Raw genomic sequence first — 14934 nt, forward strand, 5'->3', positions numbered from 1 at the left:
ACTCATTCGGGACGTCGGAGGTCCCGAATGAGTCATTCGCGGCACCGGGGACCCGCCCGGCTCCCGGCCGGCTGACCAGCGCCAGGGAGAATGTCCGGGTGACCGCTCCCGAACGCCGCTACGTCATCACCTTCGGCTGTCCCGACCGCACCGGCATCATCGCCCGGATCTCCGGGTTCCTCGCCGAGCACGGCGGCTGGATCGTCGAGGCGGCCTACCACACCGACCCGGACACGGGCTGGTTCTTCACCCGCCAGGTGGTCCGGGCCGACTCGCTGCCCTTCGACGCCGCCGAGCTGCGCGCCCGCTTCGGCGAGGTGGCCGCGGAGCTGTCGGCCGAGTCGAGCTGGCAGGTCAGCGACACCGGCGAGCGGCGCCGCGCGGTGATCCTCGTCTCCAAGGCGGGGCACTGCCTGTACGACCTGCTCGGCCGAGTCGCGTCCGGGGAGCTCGACGTCGACGTCGCCGCGGTGATCGGCAACCACGACTCGCTGGCCGACATCACCCGCGCGCACGGCATCCCGTTCCACCACGTGCCGTTCCCGGCCGGTGGCAAACAAGAGGCGTTCGAGCAGGTCCGCAAGCTGGTCGACGAGCACGACCCGCACGCGGTGGTGCTGGCCCGGTTCATGCAGATCCTGCCCGCGGACCTGTGCCGCGAGTGGGCCGGCCGGGCGATCAACATCCACCACAGCTTCCTGCCGTCGTTCATCGGCGCGAAGCCGTACCACCAGGCCCACACCCGCGGCGTGAAGCTGGTCGGCGCGACCTGCCACTACGTGACGGCGGACCTCGACGCGGGCCCGATCATCGAGCAGGACGTCATCCGCGTCGACCACGGCGACTCGGTCGAGGACATGGTCCGCAAGGGCCGCGACATCGAGAAGGTCACGCTGGCCCGCGGCCTCCGGTGGCACCTGGAGAACCGCGTGCTGGTGCACGGCAACCGGACCGTGGTGTTCTGACCCGGTTGCCGTGCCCGCGGATCACGCGCCGATCGTCGACGCGTCGATGACGAACCGGTAGCGGACGTCGGAGTTCTCGACACGCTCGTAGGCCTCGTTGACCTTGTCGGCCGAGATCGTCTCGATCTCCGCGCCGATGCCGTGCTCCGCGCAGAAGTCCAGCATCTCCTGGGTCTCGGCGATGCCGCCGATCATCGAGCCGGCCAGCACCTTGTTGCCGCCGAGCAGCGAGAAGGCGTTGTAGGCCAGCGGTTCGCCGGGCGCGCCGACGTTCACCATCGCGCCGCCGACCCGCAGCAGGCCGAGGTAGGCGTCCACCGGCAGCTTGGCCGACACGGTGTTGAGGATGAGGTCGAACTTGCCCTTGAGCGTTTCGAAGGTCGTCTCGTCGCTGGTCGCGTAGTACTCGGAAGCGCCCAGCTTCAGTCCGTCTTCCTGCTTCTTGAGGCTCTGGCTCAGCACGGTCACCTCGGCGCCCATGGCGGCCGCGATCTTCACGCCCAGGTGGCCGAGCCCGCCGAGGCCGATCACGGCGACCTTCTTGCCTGGGCCGGCACCCCAGTGGTGCAGCGGCGAGTAGGTGGTGATGCCCGCGCACAGCAGCGGCGCGGCGACGTCGAGGTCGATGCCCTCGGGGATGCGGCAGACGAAGGCGTCCTTCACGACGATCTGGTTGCTGTAGCCGCCGTAGGTGTTCTCGCCATCGAAGCCGACGCCGTTGTAGGTCTGGACGTTGCCCTTGACGCAGAACTGCTCGGTACCGGCCCGGCAGTATTCGCACTCGCCGCAGGAGTCGACCATGCAGCCGACGCCGACGCGGTCGCCGACCTGGTACTTCGTGACGTCCGAACCGACCGCGGCGACCACGCCGGCGATCTCGTGGCCCGGGACCATCGGGAAGATCGCCTGGCCCCAGTCCTCCTTGGCCTGGTGGATGTCGCTGTGGCAGATGCCGGCGTAGGCGATGTCGATCAGCACGTCGTCGGGACGCAGGTCACGGCGCTCGATCGTGGTCGGCGCCAGCGGCGCGCCCGGCGCCGGAACGGCGATGGCGTGCGTGGTCGTGCTCATGGAACCCTCCAAGTTCAAGTACCGTCGTCCTCGTAAGAGGTCTCTTACACCTCTACGTAAGAGTGCTCTTACATATTTCGAACGGGAGATGTGATCCGGGTCATGGGCGGCAAGTACCACCACGGCGACCTCCGCGGCGAGCTCGTGCGCGTCTCGCTCGACCTGATCGCCGAGCAGGGCCTGGCCGGCTTCTCGGTCGCCGAGGTGGCGAGGCGGGCGAAGGTCAGCCCGGGCGCGCCCTACCGGCACTTCCCCACCCGGGAGAGCCTGCTGGCCGAGGTGGCCGGCCACATCGCCTGCCAGCTGGCCGACCGCGTCACCGAGGCGGCGGCCGGGCACGAGGACCCGGCGTACGCCCTGGCCGCGGCCGCGGGCGCGTACACGCGGTACGTGATCGAGCGCCGGGCCGGGATGAACATCCTCTACGCCGACGGCCTCCACGGCCCGGAGCACACCGGCCTGCACGAGCAGACCCGCCGGCTGACCGACGAGTTCCTGCTGCGCTGCCTGACGGTCGCCCCGGACCCGGCGACGGCGCTGGAGCTGATGGAGCAGCTGTTCACCCAGGCGCACGGCTACGGCACGTTCCAGCTCGACGGCGTCTTCGTCAAGCACGGCTATTCGGTGGACCTGGTGGTGCGGAAGTCGACCGAGGCCGCGCGGATCGTCATCGCGGGCCGGAGTGCCGGTGCTGCGCGCTAGCTTGGGCGCATGGGGATCATCGACTCACACGAAGCACTGCGCGAAGTGATCGGCGAGGCCGCCGAGCTGACGCAGCAGAAGGTCATCGACCGGATCGACGAGCACGCACGCACCCTGATCGCGCACTCGCCGTTCGTGCTGCTGGCCACGTCGGCACCGGACGGCAGCTGCGACGTCTCCCCGCGCGGCGACCCGGCGGGTTCGGTGCTGGTGCTCGACGACCGGACGCTGGTCCTCGCGGACCGGCCGGGCAACAAGCTGATCGACAGCTTCCGCAACATCGTCGACAACCCGCACGCCGGGCTGCTGTTCCTGATCCCGGGCATGAACGAGACGCTCCGGGTCAACGGCCGCGCGAAGCTGGTGTCGGACGCGCCGTTCTTCGACGACCTGGTCGTCCGGGGGAAACGGCCGAAGCTCGCGGTGGTCGTCGAGGTCGAAGAGCTGTACATGCACTGCGCGAAGGCGTTCCTGCGGTCGTCGCTGTGGCAGCCGGAGACCTGGCCGGACCGTTCGACGCTGCCGTCGATGGGCACCATCATGCGCGACCAGATGTCCCTGCCGATCGCGGCCGGGGAACTGGACGCGCGGCTCGACGAACGGGCGCGGACCCAGCAGTACTGATCCCGGCGACCACGTCGAGCAACCCGGGGAACCGCGCGTCGAACTCGTCGCGGCGCAGGCGGACGAACGTGCCGTTCCCCGCGTCGCGCTGCCGGACCAGGCCGGCTTCGCGCAGCACGCGCCAGTGGTGGGTCCGGGTCGACTTGGCGATCGGCAGCGGGAACGACGCACAGGCCCGCTCTTCGCCGTCCTCGCGGAGCAGCTGCAGCACCACCTCACGCCGGTGCGGGTCCGCGAGGGCGGACAGCACCGCGCCGAGGTCGACCTCGGCCAGCTCGGGAACGGGGAATTCACCAGCCATGCTGGACATGGTACGACAATCATCGTACCTTCGGCGAGGTACGAACACCATCGAACCTCCGGAGGCCCTCAGTGCTGTGCGTCTTCGACGTCAACGAGACCCTGCTCGACCTGGCCGCGATGGATCCCCTGATCGGCGGGGCCGAGCTGCGGCGCGAGTGGTTCGGGCTGGCCATCCACACCGTCCTGACCGTGACGGCGACCGGCGGCTACCGCGACTTCGCGGGCATCGCCGGTGACGCCGCGATCGAGGCCGCGGCCCGGCACGGGCGGGAGGTCGACCTCGCGCGGGTGGGCGCCGGGCTGCGCAGCCTCCCGGCCCACCCGGACGTCGAGCCGGGCCTGGTGCGGCTGCGCGAGCGGGGCCACACCGTCGTCGCGCTGACGAACTCGCCGCTCGCCACCGCCGAGGCGCAGCTGCAGAACGCCGGGCTGGCGCCGCTGCTCGACCGGATCTTCTCGGCCGAGCAGGTGGGCCGCCTCAAGCCCGCGCCGGAGCCGTACCTCCAGGTCACGGCCGCCTACCCCGGGCAGCGCGCGGTCATGATCGCCGCGCACGACTGGGACATCGCGGGCGCCCAGGCGGCGGGGCTCGGGACGGCGTTGCTCACCCGTCCCGGCGTCCACCCGCTGCCCGGCTCGCCCGCGCCCACCTACACCGCGTCGACGCTGCCGGAGCTGGCCGAACTGCTCTAGCCGGCGATCCGGACCAGCATCTTGCCGGTGTTGGCGCCCGACAGCAGGCCGAGGAACGCCTCGGGCGCGTTGCGGATTCCGTCGACGAAGGTCTCCGAGTACTTGATCTCGCCGGAGCTCACCAGCGGCGCGACCTCGGTGACGAACTGCTGCTGCAGGTGCCAGTGGTCGATCACCAGGAGGCCGCGGATGGTGAGCCGCTTGGCGATGACCTGCGCGAGGTTGCGCGGCGCCGGCGTCGGCTCGGTCGCGTTGTACGTCGAGATCATCCCGCAGATGGCGATCCGGCCGTGCAGGGTGATCGCGTCGATCGCGGCTTCGAGGTGCTCGCCGCCGACGTTGTCGAAGTAGACGTCGATGCCCTCCGGCGCCGCCTGGTGCAGCTGCTCGGCGACCGGGCCGTCCTTGTAGTTGAAGGCGGCGTCGAAGCCGAGGTCGTCGATCAGGTGCCGGACCTTCTCCGCCGAACCCGCCGAGCCGATGACGCGCTTGGCGCCCTTCAGCTTCGCGAGCTGCCCGACCAGCGAGCCGACCGCGCCGGCCGCGCCCGAGACGAACACGGTGTCGCCCGGCTTGAACTCGGCCGACTCCAGGAGGCCCGCGTACGCGGTGAGGCCCGGCATGCCGAGCACGCCGAGGTAGGTCGACAGCGGCGCCGCGGCCCCGTCGACCTTGACGTACCGGCCCGCGTCGAGCACGGCGTGGGTGCGCCAGCCGGCCTGGTGCAGGACGTGGTCGCCCACCTTGACGTCGTCGACGTTCGATTCGACGACCTCGCCGACCGCACCGCCGCTCATGACCTCGCCGACCTGGAACGGCGGCGCGTAGGACTTGACGTCCTTCATGCGGCCGCGCATCGCGGGGTCGACGCTCATGATCAGGTTGCGCACCAGGATCTGGCCGTCACCCGCCGTCGGCACCTCCGTGTCGACGATCTCGAAGTTGTCGTGCGTCGGCACGCCTTCCGGACGCGAAGCCAGCCGGATTTCGGTCGCCGTGGTCATCGTCGAATCTCCTCCAAGTCTCGAAGCGGGGCAGGCGCCCCGGATTCCACCCGATGTAACCAGCTAACCGGGGCGCAGATTCCGATTGTGAGGCGTCACACCCGACCTTCTTCCCCGCCACCACCCTCAACGGAGGCGCTCCGCGCCGCTGTCACACTATTTCGGCGAGCTTCTCCAGCACGCCGTCGTAGATCTTCTTGAGCCCGCCGGGTGCGAACGTCTTCTCGAAAAAGCCGCCGATGCCGCCGGCACCGTCCCAGGTGGTCTCGATCTTCACGACGCTGCGTTCACCCGCTTCGGTGACCGTCCACGTGGTGACCATGCTGGAGTTCGCGTCGGTCTCGACCAGCGTCCCCGGCCGCGGCTCGGTGACGGTCGCCCGCACGTCCCGCACCCGCTTGGAGGTCGCCTGCAGCTTCCAGCCGGCCTTGGTCCCGGCGCCGATGCCGCCTTCGGTGACCTGGTAGTCGCGGTAGTGCTCGGTGAGCAGCTTCGGCCGCGTCTCGGCGTAGTCGGCGACGAGCGCGCGGACCTTGTCGGCCGGGGCGTCGATGGTGCGCTCCGCGGTGGCCGTGACCTTTCCCATTTCACTCCTTCTCCCGGCGTACGAATCAGGGTCCACGATTTCACCGCGCACCGCACCCGCGGCGGGCGCCCTCGGACGTCCCAGATAGTGAGCGGCGGAAGTCCGCTCTGGACAGCTGTTTTCGCAGGTCAGAGCGTCGCTTTCGGCTCGATTGGTGGCGTAACACGGTGTTAACGTCGGCTGGCCATCCTCGCCGCCATGCCCACGACACCCCGGCGGACGAGGTCCGACAGCGCCCGGCAGGTCGCCGACCTGCTGCGCCGTCAGGTGCTGGCCGAGGAGACGCTGCCGTGCGAGGAGGACCTCACGGTGGAGTTCTCGGCGACCCGCAACACCGTGCGGGAGGCTCTCGCGCTGCTGCGCGACGACGGCCTGATCGCCCGCCAGCCCGGCGTCGGCACGGTCGTCGTCGGCCACAAGTACCCGCACGGGCTCAACCGGCTGGCCGGCCTCGCCGAGGTGCTGCGCGAACACGGCGAGGTGACCAACGACGTCCGGACGGCGGACCTGGTGCCCGCCCCGGCCGTGGTGGCGCAGCGGCTCGGCGTGCCCGAGCGCTCCGAAGTCGTCTACCTCGAACGCCTGCGGCGCCTCGACGGCGTCCCGCTGTCGCTCGACCTGACCTACCTGCTGCCCGGGATCGGGAAGCCGCTGCTGGAGCACGACCTCGCCGGCCGGGACGTCTTCGCGCTCATCGAAGAGACGTCCGGGCAGCGGCTGGGCTACGCCGACATCGACGTCGAAGCGCTCAACGCCGACCCGGAAACCGCCGCGGTCCTCGAAGTTCCGCCGGGCGCGGCGCTGCTGCGGTGGGAGCGCCTCACGCACTTCGCCGACGGACGGCCCGTCGACCTCGAGTACATCCGCCTGCGCGGCGACCGCCTCACCATGCGCGCCCGCCTCGACCGTTCCTGAAGGAGACCACCATGCCCCTCGTGCCGAGCCGGGTCGACGTCCCGGTGACGATCGACGAGTCGAAGTGCCTCGACGGCTGCCGGCTGTGCGTCGACATGTGCCCGCTCGATTCGCTGGCCATCGACCCGGACACCGACAAGGCGTACATGCACGTCGACGAGTGCTGGTACTGCGGGCCGTGCGCGGCGCGCTGCCCGACCGGCGCGGTCACCATCAACATGCCGTACCTGCTGCGGTGAAAGCCGTCCGGCTCCTGCTCGCCGCCGCGCTGCTGGCCGCGGGCTGCACCGCGAACGCGTCGACGTCCGGCGATGTCGACGTCGTCATCGGCTACCAGTCGAAGACGATCAACACCGTCACCGCGGGCACGCTGCTGCGGTCGCTGGGGTACTTCGAGCAGCGCCTCGCCGACCTGGGCAAACGGGACGGGAAGCGCTATCACGTCACCTGGCAGGACTACTCGACCGGCGCGCCGATCACCGCGCAGATGGTGGCCGGGAAGATCGACATCGGCTCGATGGGCGACTACCCGTTGCTCATCAACGGCTCCCGGACGCAGGAGTTCGGCGACGGCCGCACCAAGCTCGTCGCCGCGACCGGCTACAACCTGCTCGGCGCGCTCAACATGGTCGTCGTGCCGCCGAAGTCGCCGGCCCACACCCTGGCCGACCTGCGCGGGAAGAAGATTTCGGCCAGCATCGGCTCAGCCGGCCACGGCACCACCGTGCACGCGCTGCAGAACATCGGCATCGGCCCCGACGACGTCCACCTGCAGAACCAGGCGCCCGCGGTCGGCGCGTCCGGGCTGCTGTCCGGGTCGGTCGACGCGCTCGGGCAATTCGTCGCCTGGCCGGGCCAGCTCGTGTTCGCGAACCAGGCCCGGCTGCTCTACGACGGCTCGGCGCTGAACCTGCCGACCTGGCACGGCGTCGTCGTCCGCGAGTCCTATGCGGACAGTCACCACGACGTCGTCACGGCGTTCCTGCGCGCGCAACGCGACGCGACGGACTACCTGCACCGGCACCCGATGGACGCGGCGCTGAAGGTCGCGTCCGCCACCAAGCTGCCGCCCGAGGTCGTCTACCTCTACAACGGCGCGGGCGGCATGGTCACCTTCGACCTGCCGCTGAAGCGCCCGCTGATCAGCGCCCTGGAGACCGACGCGCCGTTCCTGCGTTCGATCGGCAACATCAAGCGGCTCGACCTCGGCGCGTTCGTCGACGACCGGTACCTGCGGGAGATCTACGGCCCGTCGTACGACCCGGCCGCGTCCTCTTTGGACAACCCAGCGCCGGTGACGGGCTTCGACACGACGTGCTCGCGGCCCGTCACCGATCCGCGCACCGCCGGTGAGCTGTGGCTGTCCGGCGAGACCGCGACGCACCCCGCCGCCACGCCATCGTGCCTGCTCAAGGCCGTGGCCCATGCGGCGAAGCCGGTCCGCGCGGCCTACGTCCCGGACGCGGCCACGGGCACCCGCTGGTTCGCCGACAAGGCCGTCTGGGTGCGCGACGCGGGCGGCGCGCTGTTGCCCTTCACCACCGAAGACGGCGCCCGCGCCCACCTCGCCGGGCACCTCGGCTCGATCGTCAGCTACGCGCAAGCCGTGGAGGAGTCCCGATGACCCAGACCCTCGACCACGAACCCGCCACCGTCGTCACCCCACCGGCACCCCCGAGACGCCGGTTCAGCCGGCTCGCCGTCCGCGCCGGCAGCATCGTCGCCGCCCTGGTCGTCTGGGAGCTGCTGACCGCGTTCGACGTCGACCTGTGGCTGCACTTCGACCGCCTCCCCACCCCGGTCGAAGTCGCCCGCGACCTCGGCTACCAGCTCGGCACCGCCGTCTACTACCAAGACCTCCTGGACAGCCTGCGGCGGATCGTCACCGGGTTCGCTCTCGCCGCGGTCTTCGGGATCGGGCTCGGCACGGCGATCGCGCGCTCCCGCGGCACGTCCGACGTCGTCCAGCCGCTGCTGGAAGTCCTGCGGCCGATCCCGGCCATCGCGATGGTCCCCATCGCCATCCTGCTGTTCCCCAGCAACGAGCAGGGCATCGTCTTCATCACCTTCGTCGCCGCGTTCTTCCCGGTCGTGGTCTCGACGCGGCACGCCGTGCGCGCGCTGCCGGTGGTCTGGGAGGACGCGATCCGCACGATGGGCGGCTCGCGGCGGCGGGTGCTGTGGAACGTCGTGCTGCCGGGCGCGCTGCCCGGCGTGTTCGGCGGCTTGTCCGTCGGCATGGGCGTTTCGTGGATCTGCGTGATCTCGGCGGAGATGATCTCCGGCGAGTTCGGCGTCGGCTACCGGACCTGGCAGGCCTACACCGTCGTCGACTACCCCGGCGTGATCGTCGGGATGCTCACCATCGGCCTGCTCGGCTGGGTCACCTCGGCCGCCGTCGAACTGCTCGGCCGCCGCGCCACCCGCTGGCTGCCCCGAGAGGAGAACGCATGAGCCTCCGCATCGAGAACCTGACCGTCCACTACGGACCGCGGGCGGTGCTGTCCGGCATTGACCTCGACGTCGCCGACACCGAGATCCTGGCCGTCACCGGGCCGTCCGGGTGCGGCAAGTCGACGCTGCTGCGGACTCTCGCGGGCCTGCTTCCGGCGTCGTCCGGGCAGGTCCTTTCCGCGGGCGTGGAGGTGACCGGCACGTCCGCGGAGCGCGCGCTGGTGTTCCAGGACGACGGGCTGCTGCCGTGGCGCTCGGTGCGCCGCAACGTCGAGCTGCCGCTGTCCATCCGGCGCGTCCCGCGGGCGCGGCGGCGGGTGGAGGCCGAGTCGTGGCTGGACCAGGTCGGGCTGGCCGGGTACGAGGACCACCTGCCGCGAGAGCTGTCCGGCGGCATGCGGCAGCGCGTCCAGCTCGCCCGCACCCTCGCCGGGGCGCCGCGGGTGATCCTGGCCGACGAGCCGTTCGGCGCGCTGGACGCCCAGACCCGCACGGCCATGCAGCGGCTGCTCGTGGAGGTGTGGCGCAAGCGGCCGACGACGGTGGTGTTCGTGACCCACGACGTCGACGAGGCGCTGTTCCTGGCCGACCGCGTCGCCGTGCTGACCCGCGACGGGCGGCTGGCGAAGGTCGTCGAGTCGTCGCGGCCGCGGACGGCCGAGCCCGCCGTGGCGGCCGAGCGCGCGGAAGTCCTGGACGGGCTGGTGGCGGCATGACGTTCGAAGCACCCCCGCTGTCCTCGCGGACGCACTTCGAGACCGACGTCCTGGTCATCGGCGGCGGGACCGCCGGGACCATGGCCGCGCTGACCGCCGCCGAGAACGGCGCGAACGTGCTGCTGCTGGAGAAGGCGCACGTCCGGCACTCGGGCGCGCTGGCGATGGGCATGGACGGCGTCAACAACGCGGTCATCCCGGGCAAGGCGACGCCGGAGGACTACGTCGCCGAGATCACCCGCGCCAACGACGGCGTGGTCAACCAGTCCACTGTGTACCAGACCGCGCGGCGTGGGTTCGCCATGGTGCAGCGGCTGGAGAAGTACGGCGTCAAGTTCGAGAAGGACGAGTACGGTGAATACGCCGTGCGCCGCGTGCACCGGTCCGGCAGCTACGTGCTGCCGATGCCGGAGGGCAAGGACATCAAGAAGGTGCTCTACCGCGTGCTGCGGGCCAAGCACATGCGCGAGCGCATCACGATCGAGAACCGCGTGATGCCGGTGCGGGTCCTGACGTCCGGCGGGCGTGCGGTGGGTGCCGCCGGGTTCAACACGCGGACCGGCGAGTTCGTCACGGTGTCCGCGTCCGCGGTGATCCTCGCGACCGGCCCGTGCGGACGGCTGGGCCTGCCGTCGAGCGGCTACCTCTACGGCACCTACGAGAACCCGACGAACGCCGGCGACGGCTACGCGATGGCCTACCACGCGGGCGCCGAGCTGTCCGGGATCGAGTGCTTCCAGATCAACCCGCTGATCAAGGACTACAACGGCCCGGCCTGCGCTTATGTCGCGAACCCGTTCGGCGGCTACCAGGTCAATGCGGCCGGCGATCGCTTCGTCGACTGCGACTACTGGTCCGGGCAGATGATGGCCGAGGTCGCGCGCGAGATCTCGTCGGCGCGCGGGCCGATCTACCTCAAGCTGACGCACCTGCCGGAGGAGACGCTCGGCGCGCTGGAGAACATCCTGCACACGACCGAACGGCCGACGCGCGGGACGTTCCACGCCACCCGCGGCCACGACTACCGCACGCACGACGTCGAGATGCACATCTCGGAGATCGGGCTGTGCGGCGGGCATTCGGCGTCCGGCGTCTGGGTGGACGAGAACGGCGCGACGACGGTCCCCGGCCTGTACGCGGCGGGCGACCTCGCCTGCGTGCCGCACAACTACATGATCGGCGCGTTCGTCTACGGCGACCTCGCGGGCGCGCACGCTTCGGGTTCCCTGCTTCCTCTGGCTTCGCTGCCCGAGGACCAGATCGCTGCGGCACACTCGTTGATCTACCGGCCACTGTCCACTCCGGACGGTCCGCCGCAGCAGCAGGTGGAGTACAAGCTGCGGCGGTTCGTCAACGACTACGTTGCCCCGCCCAAGACGACGGCGAAGCTGGAGATCGCGCTGGAGACGTTCGCGCGGATGACCGGCGAGATCGCGGCGATGGGCGCGCGGACGCCGCACGAGCTGATGCGCTGCGCCGAAGTGACGTTCATCCGCGACTGCGCCGAGATGGCCGCGCGGGCCTCGCTGGTGCGGACGGAAAGCCGGTGGGGGCTCTACCACGACCGGACCGACCACCCGGGCCGCGACGACGTCTCGTGGCTCGCGCACCTGAACCTGCGCAAGACGGCGGCCGGCGAGATGGAGTTCGTGAAGCGGCCGGTCGCGCCGTACGTCGTGCCGGTGCCGGAGTTCACGGTGCCGGACTTCGACGTCGAGCTCCTCGGCACCCACACGGCCTTCAGCGGGCACACGCCGCCAGACGCGACCACCGTCTCCCCGGCGCGGACGCATTCGTCGCCGCGGGTCCTCGAAGTCGTCGCGCTGGCGGAAGAACAGCCTTCGCTCGCGCTGCTGTCGTCTTACCTCTCCGATCCGGACGCCGAGGTCCGCACGACGGCGATCGCGGTGCTCACCGAGTCGGCGCCGGACGGCTTCGGGCCGGCGCTGGTCACGGCGTTGCACGACATCGACGCGCGCGTGCGGGCCGCGGCGGCGGCCGGGCTGCGGGAGCTGGTGGAGGTGCTGGCACCGACGTCGTCCCTGGGCGACGGGCTGCGGTCGGCACTGGCGGTGTCCGACGCGGACGTGCGGTCGGTGGCCCTGGACGTCCTGCGGGCGCTGCGGCTCGGCGATGTGCCGCTGTTCGCCGCCTCGCTGGCCGACCCGGCGGTCGCGGTCCGGCTGGAGGCGATCCGCGGCCTGGTGTCGCTGGACGCGGCCTCGACGCTGGCGGAGGCGGCGTCGGACGCCTCCCGGGAGGTCCGGGTCGCGGTGGCGGCCGGGCTGGGGACGATCGGCGACCCACGGGCCACCGGGACGGTGTCCGCGCTGGCCGTCGACCCGGACCTGCTGGTGCGCGCGGCCGCGCTGACCGCGGCCGCCGACCTCGGCTGCGGCGGCGACCTGGCGGACCTCGCGGTGGCCGCGGCCGCCGACCCGGCGTGGCAGGTGCGCCGCGGGGCGGCGACGGCGCTGGGTGCGCTGGCCGAGCCGTCCGAGCAGCTGCTCGAAGCGCTGGAGGACGAGCACCCTAACGTCCGCCGGGCGGCGGTGCAGGCACTGGGCAAGTGGGCTGATCGGCCATCGGTGGCGGCACGGCTGAGGACGCGGCGCGGGGACTCGGACGCCGACGTCCGCGCGTACACGCGGATGGCCCTCGGCGGTTAGGCTCCGGGCATGGGTTCGGGAGCGCACCGCCGGTCGACCGTGGCGGTGAAGGACGCGCTGCGGGAGCTGCGCAACCAGCTCGCACTGCTGAACCACCAGGTCAGCGCCCAGCTGGCGCTCAAGGACGTCGACCTGGAGTGCCTGGAGCTGATCGCCCGGCACGGCCCGCTCAGCCCGAGCGCGCTCGCTCGCCGAGCGGGTCTGCACCCGGCGACGCTGACCGGCATCCTCGACCGGCTGCAGAAGGGCGGCTGGATCGTCCGCGAGCGCGACCCCGAGGCGGCCGACCGGCGCTCGGTCGCCGTCCGCGCGGTCCGCGGCCGCAACGGTGAGCTGTTCCGGCTGTACGCGGGGATGAACACCGCGATGGACGAGCTCTGCGCCGGCTACAGCGAGGACGAGCTGGCGCTGATCACCGGGTTCCTGCGCCGCGCGACGGCGGCGGGCCAGGACGCGACCGGGGCGCTGACCGGGGGCTGAGCAGCGGGTTCTGTGCTGTACTCGGGGGCATGTGGCAGTCAGGCGACGCTTACGAGGCCTACATCGGACGGTGGAGCCGCCGGGTCGCGGCGACGTTCGTCCGGCAGCTCGGCGCCCCGGCGAGCCGGCGCTGGCTCGACGTCGGCTGCGGCACGGGCGCGCTGACCTCGGAGGTGGTGAGGGCGGCCGACCCCGCGGAAGTCGTCGGCGCCGACCCGTCCGAGGGCTTCCTGAAGACGGCTCGCGCGGGCGTGACCGACCCGCGGGCGTCGTTCGAGGTCGCCGACGCGCGCTCGCTGCCGTTCCCGGACGACCGGTTCGACGTGGTGGTGTCGGGCCTGGTGCTGAACTTCGTCCCCGAGCCGGCCCGCGCGGCGGCGGAGATCGCCCGGGTGACCGCGCCGGGCGGACTGGCCGCGGTGTATTTGTGGGACCTCGCCGAAGGCATGCAGCTGATCCGCCGCTTCTGGGACGCGGCCGCCGAGCTCGACCCCTCGACGGTCGCCGAGCTGGACGAGGGCCGCAAGTACACGTTGTGCCGCCCGGAGCCGCTGGGCCGGTTGTGGACGGACGCGGGCTTCACGGCGGTGTCCGTCGGCGAGATCACGATCCCGACGGTGTTCGCGGACTTCGACGACTACTGGCAGCCGTTCCTCGGCGCGCAGGGCCCGGCGCCGTCGTACCTGGCCACCCTCCCGGAGGCCCACCGCGACCGCCTCCGCGAGCTGCTGCGCGACCGCCTGCCGGCCGATCCGGACGGCTCGATCCCGCTGACGGCCCGGGCGTGGGTCGTCAGCGGGACCGCGTGACCGCCGGTTCCGGCGTCAGAGACCGGCCTGCGCCAGCCAGTCCTTGGCGACGTCCGCCGCCTTCTCGCCGTCGGAGTCCACGCGCTTGTTCAGGTCGCGCATGATGTCCGTGGTCAGCTTCGCGCTCACCGCGTTCACGGCGGTGGCGAAGTCGGCACCGCGCTCGTCGAGGACCTTCTTGTTCACCGCGGGCACGACGTTCTCGGTCGGCACGATGTTGAGGTCGTCCTTGAGCACGGTGTAGGCCGGGTCGCCGGTCAGCGGGCTGACCGAGTCGACCGGGATGACCGTGACGGCCCCGGACTTGAGCTGCTGGACGCGCGGGCCGGCTTCCTGGATGGTCTGGAAGCTGATGTTGGTCAGCTTGTAGACGTCGGTGAAGCCCTTGAAGCACGGAAGGCGCTTCTCGCACTCCGGCGGCCCGGCCATGACGACCTTGTCGAGCTTCTTCAGGTCGCTGATCGACGCGATGCCCTTGTCCTTGGCCAGGTCGGACTTGACGATGTAGGTGTTCTTGTCCTCGGCCGGCGCGAAGTTCAGCAGCCCGACGCCGCTGGGCTCGAACAGCTTGGCCAGCTGCTCGTGCTCCTCCTGCGCGGTCTTGCCGGCCTCCTGGCCGAAGCCGGTGGTGATCGCCGCACCCTGGTACTCCGGGATGAACTGCAGCTCACCGGACTTCAGCGACGGGTAGATCAGCTCCCGCGACCCGAGGTTCAGCTTCCGCGTCACCGGGTAGCCCTTGGCCTCCAGCGCCTGAGCGTAGATCTCGGCGAGGATCTGGCTGTCGGTGAAGTTGAAGGACGCGACGACGATCGGCGCGCCCCCCTTGCTCTGCGCGGCGGGCTTGTCACCGCTGTCGCTGCCGCCACAGGCGGCCAAACCGAGCGTGGCCGCGACGGCCACCGCCACCACGGACGCGTTCCGGAACCAGCGCACGAATCCC

General features: G+C 71.2%; 17 protein-coding genes. 12 read left to right on the forward strand and 5 right to left on the reverse strand.

Annotated elements, in window-relative coordinates; all coding sequences use genetic code 11:
• Window positions 1-98 precede the first annotated feature (98 nt).
• Window positions 99-965: a formyltetrahydrofolate deformylase gene (gene purU / locus ACWDN5_RS34060; RefSeq protein WP_310967945.1), complete on the forward strand. Its 867-nt coding sequence runs from the start codon at window positions 99-101 to the stop codon at window positions 963-965.
• 21 nt (window positions 966-986) lie between these two features.
• Here the strand turns inward: purU and ACWDN5_RS34065 are convergent, their stop codons facing one another.
• Window positions 987-2036 (reverse strand): NAD(P)-dependent alcohol dehydrogenase, encoded by a 1050-nt coding sequence (locus tag ACWDN5_RS34065; protein WP_449679181.1) that lies wholly within the window; start codon window positions 2034-2036, stop codon window positions 987-989.
• A 102-nt stretch (window positions 2037-2138) separates the two neighbouring features.
• Between ACWDN5_RS34065 and ACWDN5_RS34070 the strand changes: the two genes are divergently transcribed.
• Window positions 2139-2738: a TetR/AcrR family transcriptional regulator gene (locus ACWDN5_RS34070; protein ID WP_449679182.1), complete on the forward strand. Its 600-nt coding sequence runs from the start codon at window positions 2139-2141 to the stop codon at window positions 2736-2738.
• Window positions 2739-2747: 9 nt separating this feature from the next.
• Window positions 2748-3362, forward strand: a complete 615-nt coding sequence (locus ACWDN5_RS34075) for a pyridoxamine 5'-phosphate oxidase family protein (RefSeq protein WP_310967948.1) — start codon at window positions 2748-2750, stop codon at window positions 3360-3362.
• On the opposite strand, the gene ACWDN5_RS34080 is transcribed toward ACWDN5_RS34075, so the two are convergent.
• The gene (locus ACWDN5_RS34080; protein WP_449679183.1) at window positions 3277-3663 is read right to left on the reverse strand and encodes an ArsR/SmtB family transcription factor; all 387 of its coding nucleotides are present in this window, start codon (window positions 3661-3663) and stop codon (window positions 3277-3279) included. The genes ACWDN5_RS34075 and ACWDN5_RS34080 overlap by 86 nt on opposite strands.
• A gap of 71 nt (window positions 3664-3734) precedes the next feature.
• Between ACWDN5_RS34080 and ACWDN5_RS34085 the strand changes: the two genes are divergently transcribed.
• Complete coding sequence (locus ACWDN5_RS34085) at window positions 3735-4358, forward strand: HAD family hydrolase (protein ID WP_310967950.1); 624 nt, start codon at window positions 3735-3737, stop codon at window positions 4356-4358.
• Here the strand turns inward: ACWDN5_RS34085 and ACWDN5_RS34090 are convergent.
• A complete protein-coding gene (locus ACWDN5_RS34090) occupies window positions 4355-5362 on the reverse strand; it encodes an NADP-dependent oxidoreductase (RefSeq protein ID WP_449679184.1) in 1008 nt (335 codons plus the stop codon). The genes ACWDN5_RS34085 and ACWDN5_RS34090 overlap by 4 nt on opposite strands.
• Window positions 5363-5513: 151 nt before the next feature.
• Window positions 5514-5948: an SRPBCC family protein gene (locus tag ACWDN5_RS34095; protein ID WP_310967952.1), complete on the reverse strand. Its 435-nt coding sequence runs from the start codon at window positions 5946-5948 to the stop codon at window positions 5514-5516.
• Between the two features lie 198 nt (window positions 5949-6146).
• Between ACWDN5_RS34095 and ACWDN5_RS34100 the strand changes: the two genes are divergently transcribed.
• From ACWDN5_RS34100 to ACWDN5_RS34135, 8 genes are read left to right on the forward strand one after another with little or no spacing between them, the layout of a single operon-like run.
• Entirely contained in the window at window positions 6147-6863 is a 717-nt protein-coding gene (locus ACWDN5_RS34100; RefSeq protein ID WP_449679185.1) for a GntR family transcriptional regulator, read from the forward strand.
• Window positions 6864-6874: 11 nt separating this feature from the next.
• Entirely contained in the window at window positions 6875-7102 is a 228-nt protein-coding gene (locus ACWDN5_RS34105) for a 4Fe-4S dicluster domain-containing protein (protein ID WP_176173465.1), read from the forward strand.
• A complete protein-coding gene (locus ACWDN5_RS34110; RefSeq protein WP_449679186.1) occupies window positions 7099-8487 on the forward strand; it encodes an ABC transporter substrate-binding protein in 1389 nt (462 codons plus the stop codon). The genes ACWDN5_RS34105 and ACWDN5_RS34110 overlap by 4 nt, the downstream gene beginning before the upstream one ends.
• Entirely contained in the window at window positions 8484-9317 is an 834-nt protein-coding gene (locus tag ACWDN5_RS34115) for an ABC transporter permease (RefSeq protein WP_449679187.1), read from the forward strand. Before ACWDN5_RS34110 ends, ACWDN5_RS34115 begins: the two co-directional genes overlap by 4 nt.
• Entirely contained in the window at window positions 9314-10033 is a 720-nt protein-coding gene (locus ACWDN5_RS34120; protein WP_449679188.1) for an ABC transporter ATP-binding protein, read from the forward strand. The genes ACWDN5_RS34115 and ACWDN5_RS34120 overlap by 4 nt, the downstream gene beginning before the upstream one ends.
• Window positions 10030-12702, forward strand: coding sequence for a fumarate reductase/succinate dehydrogenase flavoprotein subunit (locus ACWDN5_RS34125; RefSeq protein WP_449679189.1), 2673 nt, complete (start codon window positions 10030-10032; stop codon window positions 12700-12702). The genes ACWDN5_RS34120 and ACWDN5_RS34125 overlap by 4 nt, the downstream gene beginning before the upstream one ends.
• 9 nt (window positions 12703-12711) lie before the next feature.
• Window positions 12712-13182 (forward strand): MarR family transcriptional regulator, encoded by a 471-nt coding sequence (locus ACWDN5_RS34130; RefSeq protein WP_310967958.1) that lies wholly within the window; start codon window positions 12712-12714, stop codon window positions 13180-13182.
• 29 nt (window positions 13183-13211) lie between these two features.
• Window positions 13212-13991 (forward strand): class I SAM-dependent methyltransferase, encoded by a 780-nt coding sequence (locus tag ACWDN5_RS34135; protein ID WP_449679190.1) that lies wholly within the window; start codon window positions 13212-13214, stop codon window positions 13989-13991.
• 15 nt (window positions 13992-14006) lie between these two features.
• Here the strand turns inward: ACWDN5_RS34135 and ACWDN5_RS34140 are convergent, their stop codons facing one another.
• Window positions 14007-14927, reverse strand: coding sequence for an ABC transporter substrate-binding protein (locus ACWDN5_RS34140; RefSeq protein ID WP_310967960.1), 921 nt, complete (start codon window positions 14925-14927; stop codon window positions 14007-14009).
• Between the last annotated feature and the right edge of the window lie 7 nt (window positions 14928-14934).

The organism is Amycolatopsis sp. NPDC003731, from assembly GCF_053586895.1.